Source organism: Advenella sp., assembly GCF_052108595.1.
Classification (GTDB): domain Bacteria; phylum Pseudomonadota; class Gammaproteobacteria; order Burkholderiales; family Burkholderiaceae_B; genus Advenella.
Genome location: NZ_JBQEAU010000148.1, coordinates 1 through 8507, shown reverse-complemented (window position 1 = coordinate 8507; position 8507 = coordinate 1). Strand labels below are relative to the sequence as shown.

At 55.0% G+C, this 8507-nt stretch carries 6 protein-coding genes; 3 read left to right on the top strand and 3 right to left on the bottom strand.

Annotated features, from left to right (window positions below; translation table 11 throughout):
- Nucleotides 1-42 precede the first annotated feature (42 nt).
- Entirely contained in the window at nt 43-1257 is a 1215-nt protein-coding gene (locus ACTIKR_RS19025; RefSeq protein ID WP_442328697.1) for an MFS transporter, read from the bottom strand.
- Between the two features lie 140 nt (nt 1258-1397).
- Here ACTIKR_RS19025 and ACTIKR_RS19020 point away from each other — a divergent pair, with 140 nt between their 5' ends.
- Nucleotides 1398-1985 carry a TetR/AcrR family transcriptional regulator gene (locus tag ACTIKR_RS19020; RefSeq protein WP_193090506.1) on the top strand — a complete coding sequence of 196 codons (588 nt, stop codon included), beginning with the start codon at nt 1398-1400 and terminating at the stop codon, nt 1983-1985.
- 312 nt (nt 1986-2297) lie between these two features.
- Nucleotides 2298-2723, top strand: a complete 426-nt coding sequence (locus ACTIKR_RS19015) for a helix-turn-helix domain-containing protein (protein ID WP_193090507.1) — start codon at nt 2298-2300, stop codon at nt 2721-2723.
- Nucleotides 2724-2913: 190 nt separating this feature from the next.
- Here ACTIKR_RS19015 and cysI read toward each other — a convergent pair whose 3' ends face one another.
- Both cysI and ACTIKR_RS19005 read right to left on the bottom strand, forming a co-directional pair.
- Nucleotides 2914-4659, bottom strand: coding sequence for an assimilatory sulfite reductase (NADPH) hemoprotein subunit (cysI, locus tag ACTIKR_RS19010; protein ID WP_442328696.1), 1746 nt, complete (start codon nt 4657-4659; stop codon nt 2914-2916).
- A gap of 9 nt (nt 4660-4668) precedes the next feature.
- The gene (locus ACTIKR_RS19005; RefSeq protein ID WP_442328695.1) at nt 4669-6501 is read right to left on the bottom strand and encodes an assimilatory sulfite reductase (NADPH) flavoprotein subunit; all 1833 of its coding nucleotides are present in this window, start codon (nt 6499-6501) and stop codon (nt 4669-4671) included.
- A 342-nt stretch (nt 6502-6843) separates the two neighbouring features.
- Between ACTIKR_RS19005 and cysG the strand changes: the two genes are divergently transcribed.
- Nucleotides 6844-8259 carry a siroheme synthase CysG gene (cysG, locus tag ACTIKR_RS19000; protein WP_442328694.1) on the top strand — a complete coding sequence of 472 codons (1416 nt, stop codon included), beginning with the start codon at nt 6844-6846 and terminating at the stop codon, nt 8257-8259.
- Nucleotides 8260-8507 lie beyond the last annotated feature (248 nt).

Genomic DNA, 8507 nt, shown 5'->3' with positions numbered 1-8507 from the left:
ATGTGATTGGTCCTTGAATTTGTATGAAAAATTTTGCGGCCATTACGCGGCTTCGGATACCGGCGGGGACTGACAATATGCGCGCAGACGCAGATGCCCCAAAAGCGCTACCAGCAATACCAAGATCCCCGCACACAGCGCAATAGCAAAGCCGACCTGCGCGCCTGATTCATCCACAATCCGGCCCGAGGCGACGGCCCCCAACGCCACGCCCACATTCAGACCGGCCAGCAGCCAGGTCATGCCCTCGGTCAGTTGATGCGCCGGCACCAGACGCTCCACCAGCGTCATCGCCACTATCATCGTTGGTGCAAAGAACAAACCGGCCAAGAATACAGTGGCAGCCAGCGCGGGGACATTGTCTACCAGCATCAGGGGAAGCGTGGTGACAGCCGTTGCCAGCCCACCCAGCAACAGCAAGCGATGCAAGGGCGTTCGCAATTTCATTGCGCCAAATAGCAGGCCTGCCAGGAACGATCCGACAGCATAGGCTGCCAGCACCAGGCTAGCCGCCGCCGGCTGCCCCAATTGCTCGGTGAGGGCCACGCTCACGATATCCACGGTGCCGACAATAACGCCCATTGCCGCCATCAGCAGTATCAACAAGCGTACATTGGCCAGCCGGATAACCGATCCTGCGGCATCTGTGCCGTTGGGCCGGACCTGAACCTGGGGTTCAGTGCCACGCTGGGTGGTCAGCGCCCATACGCCAAGCACAAGCAACACGAGCGCTGCCAATGGACCAGCTTGGGGAAACGCCGCTACCGACAATCCAACAGACAGCGCAGGCCCGACGATGTAGGTGGCTTCATCAATTACCGTCTCCAGGGAATAGGCGGCACTTAACTGCGGCTGACCCCGATAAATCGCCGTCCATCGTGCCCGCAGCATCGCCGAGATACTGGGCATGAAGCCGGCCAGCAAGGCGCCAGCGAACAAAATCCAGTCGGGTGCCTGCCAACGGGACGCAGCAAGCAAAACCAGCATACCGATAACACTGATCATCGTCGCTGCGGGCAATACCCGGCTTTGTCCGTGACGGTCTACCAAACGAGAGATCTGCGGTGACAATAGTGCGTAGGTCAACACGAACGTAGCAGACACGGCACCGGCTAAAGCATAGCTTGCACGCAGTTGCGACAGCATGGTGATGATGCCGATACCAGTCATGGGCAGTGCAATCCGCGCCAGCAGACCTGCCAGGGCAAAGCCCATGGCGCCAGGCGCAACGAAAAGTTCTCGATACGGATTAACCATTTCATTCTCCAGAGCGCGACCCGCTTGCCATTGCGTCACGGGGCAGCGATAATACATACAGTGCGTATGAATAGAATTATATATTCATACGCATCGTATGTAAATAATCATACGTCACGTATTAAAAAGGAGATGCACAAATGGTCCGTCGAACCCGCGCCGAAACGGAAGAAACGCGCGCTACTCTGCTGGCGACGGCAAGAAAGGTATTCACTGAGCGTGGCTATGCCGACACGTCGATGGATGAGCTCACGGCGCAGGCAAACCTGACCCGCGGCGCGCTCTATCATCATTTTGGCGACAAAAAAGGGTTGCTTGAGGCTGTGGTAGAACAGATCGATGCCGAGACCGATGCCCGCCTGCGAGTAATTTCTGACTCGGCTCAGGACCCATGGGAAGGTTTTAACAATCGCTGCCACGCCTATCTGGAGATGGCGCTGGAACCCGAAATGCAGCGCATTGTGCTACGCGACGCCAAAGCGGTGTTGGGGGGCCCTTCGCCTGACTCACGCCGCCATTGTCTGGACACGATGCAACGACTGATCGAAAATCTCATGCAACAGGGCGTTGTAGTCAAAACCGACCCGGAAGTATTGACCGCACTCATTTACGGCGGCCTGGCCGAGGCCGCCGTCTGGATCGCGCAAGCCAAGGACGGCAAGCTGCGATTGAAGCAGGCCAAGGCCACCTTACAATTGCTACTTCGGGGCCTGTTAATCAGGGCATAGACCAGGCCTGATATTGTCACACCAGGAAAATGCATATCCCGATACGGATATTATTGGCCTGTTACTGACCTGATATTGCTGAAGCGATATCATGGACGTGATATCGTATATTTGATACCAAGTGCGTGATTGACCTTTGGCGATAGGCCGAATAAATGTGGATTTGACGCTATCGTTACCCCCAAACATAAAGAAAAGAAAATTTTCGATAAAAAAACGTCAAAAAGTGATAATTGTTAAAGAAAACCTTTGAAACCCGGCTATTATTGAAAATTGTTATTTACCACTTGTAACATTTTTGGTCTATCTGATATGGCTACTCGAAAAAACTATGAATCCTTGCCAGACCTGCGCGCAGTGGCAAAACTAGGCACCTTTGCCGAGCGGCTGCACTTTCTTCGCAAAATTCATCATGGCATGAATCAAAACGAACTGGCGCTTGAGCTCGGTGTGTCCCAAAGTACGATCGCCAATTATGAGATGGGTAATCGTAAAGTCAGCCCATCAGCGCAAATTGTCAGTCGGCTGGCTGTATTCTTTGGTGTCAATTCCGATTGGCTGATCAACGGCACACTGCCCATTCTTCCGGAAAAAAGTTTCGTTCCCCCGGAAGTGGCCGCCCGCGACGCCTTGTTCAAATCACTGACCCAAAAGGAAACAGCTGCGCTTATTGCCCTTACCGGCAAACAGCGCAAAGAGCTGACGGCGCATATCAAGTCATACCTGAAAAATGCTTGATCAGCCTAGCTGATTCCTTGCCCAGTACCAGCAAAAAAAGAGCCGTGTGCAATGTATAACGCACACGGCTCTTTCCGTTTTTTGCCAGGACCCATTGACTCAGTCCCCGCCCTGCTCCGATACGCTTATCCGCACGCATCAATCATCATCGATCGCGACATTACGACCAAAGCTAGCGGCCGTAACCTTCTTAAACGATTGCTGCAGTGTCAGGCACCTTGCTCGCATCATGAAAGTCAACTGACGGATTGACCACCGGCTTGATAAAACCGGTACGAATTAGAAAGTCTCCAAAACCTTCCTGATCCTGCCGCCCGGCAGCCCAATGACCGATCTGTTCATCCAGGATGTCCAGAATCTGTTCTTCGGTAATGTTTTCCTTGTACAGCCTTGGAATGCGGGTACCGACGCGATTGCCGCCCAGGTGCAGATTGTAGCGCCCTACCGCTTTACCAACCAGTCCCACCTCGGCCAGCATGGCTCTGCCGCAACCATTCGGACAGCCCGTCACGCGCGTGACAATAAAGTCGTCTTGCAAACCATGACGAGCCATGATGGCATCCATTTTGTCGATAAACGACGGCAAAAAGCGCTCGGCTTCAGCCATCGCCAGCGGACAGGTTGGCAAGGCCACACAGGCCATTGAGTTTTCCCGCTGGACAGTCACGTTGTCGTTGATCAAACCATGGTCGCGCGCCAGTTTTTCTATCGCATCCTTGTCCGCCGCATCCACATTGGCCACGATCAGATTCTGGTTAGCCGTCAGACGAAAATCACCGTTGTGAATTCGCGCAATCTCACGCAAGCCAGTTTTCAGCGACCGGCCGGGATAGTCCAGCACACGTCCATTTTCAATGAACAGCGTCAGATGCCATTTTTTATCAATGCCATGAACCCAGCCGATCCTATCGCCTCTATCGGTAAATTCGTAGGGGCGGATCGGCTCAAAGGCAAAGCCCATGCGCTGTTCCACTTCCGCCTTGAACGCCTCCAGGCCCACACGCAAAATCGTGTAGCGTGTTTTGGCCGCTTTCCTGTCGCTGCGATTACCCAAGTCACGTTGCGCCGTCACCACTGCTGCGGCGGTGTCCAGCGTTTTGTCCAGGGGGATGAAACCGAACTCATACGCCGTGGTGGGAAAAGTCGCGGCATTGCCATGTTCCATGGACAGGCCACCACCGATCAGCACGTTGAATCCAATCAGGCTGCCTGCCTGTTCGATAGCAACAAAATTCAGATCGTTGGCATGTAGGTCCACATCGTTTTGCGGCGGTATGATCACTGTAGTTTTGAATTTGCGTGGCAGATAGCTTTTGCCCAGAATCGGCTCCAGTGTATCGGTATCGGTGCTTTGCACCTTTTCGCCATCCAGCCAAATTTCCGCGTAAGCCTGAGTTTTGGGCAGCAGATGCTCGGAAATTTTCTTGGCCCATTCCCAGGCTTGTACGTGCAGCTGGGACTCGACCGGGTTGGACGTGCATAGCACATTGCGATTGACATCGCCCGCCGTAGCGATCGAATCCAGGCCCAGTTGATGCAGCCACTGGTGTACCGGACGAATATTCTGCTTTAACACGCCGTGATACTGGAAGGTCTGACGATTGGTAATGCGGATGCTGCCGTACATTGTATGACTGGCGGCAAACTCGTCAATCCCCAGCCACTGGGCTGGTGTAATGACACCGCCCGGCATCCGGCAGCGCAGCATCACATTTTTCAGCGGCTCCAGTTTCTGTTCTACACGTTCGGCCCGAATATCACGATCGTCCTGCTCATACATGCCGTGAAAACGGATCAGGTTGAAATTGTCACCACGAAAGCCGCCGCTTAACGGATCCTGAAGATCCTCGACGATGGTGCCGCGCAGATACCTGCTATTGCTTTTCAGACGTTCGTTATCCGACAGCTTGCCGGCCGGTGCTTTGATGTCACTCATGATCATTCCTCAATATACGTCGCGCTGATAGCGGTGCGACTCGCGCAGCTCATCCAGATAGGCATCGGCATCATCAACACTGAGCCCGCCCTCGCTGGCGATCACCTCAAGCAAGGCCGCTTCAACGTCTTTAGCCATACGACTTGCGTCACCGCACACGTACAGATGCGCGCCCCTCTGCAGCCACTGCCACAGCTGCGTGCCTTCCTGCAGCAACTTGTGCTGGACGTAAACTTTTTCCTGCTGATCACGCGACCATGCAAAACTGTAGCGTGACAAACGCTCGGACTTGGCCAACTGCTGCCATTCGAGCTGGTATAGAAAATCATCCTTGAAGGATTGGTTGCCAAAAATGAGCCAGTTGTCCCCTTCCTGGTCTTGGGCATCGCGTTTCTGCATAAATGCGCGAAACGGTGCAATGCCAGTGCCGGCCCCGATCATGATAATGGGCGTTTGTGCATCCTGGGGCAGACGAAAGTGCGCCGACGGTTCGATAAAAATATCCACTTCATCGCCTGCTTCCAGACGACGATTCAGGTAACCGGAAGCCCCACCCTGATACTGTATCGTATCCTGCTCATACTCCACCAGGGCCACGGTGATGTGGACCTCGTCACCCACCTCTTCCTGCGCCGAAGCAATGGAATACAGGCGCGGGGTAAGCGGGCGCAGCAAATTGCACAACTGCTGCGCTGTCAGCACCTGCGGCACCCTTCGGAGCACCGTATCTATAGGCGTATCGGCGATATAGTCCTGCAATGCCTTGTTGTCGGCAACCAGCTCAAGAAGACCCGGATCCTGGGTAATCTGTGCATATCCCTTCACAAAGGCCGGCGTGTTTTGGGTAATGTCCAGATGATGAATCAGTGCGTAGCGAACCCCCACCTGTGTCTTGCCATCGGCCAGCGTCACATTTGCGGCGCCATCGATCCCGGTCGAGGACAAAATCGAATCAACTAGCGCCGGGTCATTGCGAAACCAGACACCCAGCGCATCGCCAGGCTGATAACGGATACCGGAGTCAGCCAGATCAAATTCCAGATGCCGTACATCCTTGAGCGAGTCGCGACTGGTGATTTTCTGGTTGGTCAGAATGGTGGCAGTAAACGGTTTTTCCCGCGTGTAAATTTGCGCATGCACCTGCGGTTCATTGACCAGGCCACTGACACTGGCGGGCGCTGAAGTGGCTGCCGTATTGCGGCTTTCGTGTTCGACCAGCCAGGCCACTGTTTTTTCAACCCACTGGTCAGCCGTTGCCTGGTAATCCAAGTCGCAGTCTACACGCTCAAACAGACGCTGCGCGCCCAGTTGCTCCAGACGCGAATCGAAATCCTTGCCCGCCTGGCAAAAATCAGGATAGGAACTGTCTCCCAACCCCAGCACTGCAAACTGCAGGGATTTGACCTCGGGTGGCTTCTTGCCGAACAGCGCCTTGTGCAATGTCAGCGCCTCTTCAGGTGGTTCACCATCGCCCTGGGTCGAGACGACAACCAGGACAAGCCGCTCCGAAGCGAGCTGCCGGCTTTTGTAATCGCCCGCATTTTTGAGCACCGATGCGACCCCGGCGGCCTTCAGTTTATCCTGCAACGACTGGGCAACCCGGCGTGCATTACCGGTCTGGGATGCCGACAATATCAGTACCGGACTGGCCTGTTCCGGCGTGCCGGGCGCTGCTGCAACACTGGCACTGGCGGCGACAGGTGCATCCATCTGCTGGCTGCGTGCCCATAAATAGCCGGACAGCCACGCTGTCTGCAACGGATTCAACCCCGAAAGGTTCTTCTGCAATTCGGATAGCGTATCCGAATTGATCGGCAAGCCCGATAGTGGTGGATAACTCATTTGTCTGATTTCCCTGCGCACGGACAATACTCACCCAGTAGAATGCCGGTCGTCAGAACCGTGCCCTGGGCGGCTTGTCACTCATTGTTTACTATTTATGTGGACGATTTACTATTTATACGGGTTTCATCCTAGCAACGATTGCGCACTGCACGAACGACAGATATGTCATTTCAACATTACCTCTATCTATATAAGCCTGCCAGGTATGTGATACCTTCTTATTACTGAAAGATCTAAGCTACAAGCAGATATATATTTTTCGATTATTTGTAAAAACACTACGATTACAGATGCAATAACCATATAACCGCCCTTCTCTCACATTTGACTCGAAACACGATGCAGACCTTTCCCTTATTTGCCAATCTCGCAGGACGTCCCGTACTGGTGATTGGCGGTGGCACAGTGGCCGAGCGCAAGACGCACGCCCTGCTTGATGCCGGCGCCTGCGTACACCTGGCAGCCCCGGAGCTGACACCACAACTGAAATTATGGACAGAACAGGGCAAAGTATTGCTGCGCGGGCAGCAGTTTGAAGCCCAATGGCTCGACGACGTATTCCTGGTTGTGGCGGCCACCGACGATGCCGCTGTCAATCAGACCGTATCGGATGCCGCCGAAGCTCGTAAAAAACTGGTCAACGTCGTGGACAATCCACAACTGTGTTCGTATATCGTTCCGTCGGTGATCGACCGTTCGCCCGTGCAAATTGCCATTAGCAGCAATGGCACGGCCCCGGTGCTTATCCGGCAATTGCGCCAGCAACTGGAAACACTGATTCCCCAGCAATTCGGCAATATGGCCCAGATTGCCGGACGCTGGCGTGGCAAGGTCAAGCAACAGCTGGGCTCCCTGACGGAACGACGACGCTTCTGGGAAATGCTGTTCAGCAGCCGCTTTGCCGATGCCGCGCAGTCGGGCGACACGGCGGGCGCCGAGGCGTTGCTGCAGGCGCAACTGGCTAGCGGCGTGCCGCAACAAGGCGAAGTCACACTGGTGGGCGCTGGTCCGGGCGACCCCGGGTTGCTTACCCTGAACGCCCTGCAGGCCGTTCAACAAGCCGATATTGTCTTTCATGACGCACTGATTTCAGATGAAATAATGACACTGATCCGCCGCGATGCCGAGCGGGTGCCGGTGGGCAAGCGCGGTGGCCACCATTCTGTGCCACAGGACCAGATCAATGAACTGTTGATCAGCCACGCCAGAAAAGGCCTGCGCGTGGTGCGGCTCAAGGGCGGTGATCCTTTTATTTTCGGACGTGGCGGCGAGGAAATGCAGGCAGTCACCGACCAGGGCATTGCCTGTCGGGTGATTCCGGGTATCACTGCCGCACTAGGCGCCTCTGCCTATGCCGGCATCCCGCTGACCCATCGCGACCATTCGCAATCGGTTCTGTTTGTTACCGGCCACACCTGTCGTAACGAAAATGCGATTGACTGGGATACCCTGGCTCGGCCGCGTCAGACCATTGTGGTCTACATGGGCACCGTTAATGCGGCCAGAATTACCCGCGAACTGACGCAGCGTGGTCGTCGTGCCGACACGCCGGTTGCCGTGGTCAGCCATGCCACACGCGCTTCACAAAAAGTATACGCGGGCACATTGGCCGATCTGCACGCCCTGGCCGCGCAGGCCGCAGCGCCGGCTCTGTTCATCATTGGCGAAGTCGCTGCAGTACAGCATGAATCCCGGCTTTCTGGCGTAAACAGCGTGGCCAACGACACCAACAGCGTCATTGCAAACGCAACTTGATCATGCTGCGTCGCACCAATATACACTGTGCGCTGCTGCGCCGTGCCGGCACCGCTTGTGCGGCAGCACATTTCAATTGCTTGCGTAATTGCTGGATCCATCGGATTGACTTGTCTGGATCCGCATAAGCTCCTATACTTCCCAGTTCAAGCAGGGGTACTGCGCCTTCGGCGTGGTTGAGAGAGTCCCTTTGTACCAGTACGGATAATGCCGATGCTGGGAGATCATTCGTCTACACGAAGGCTGTC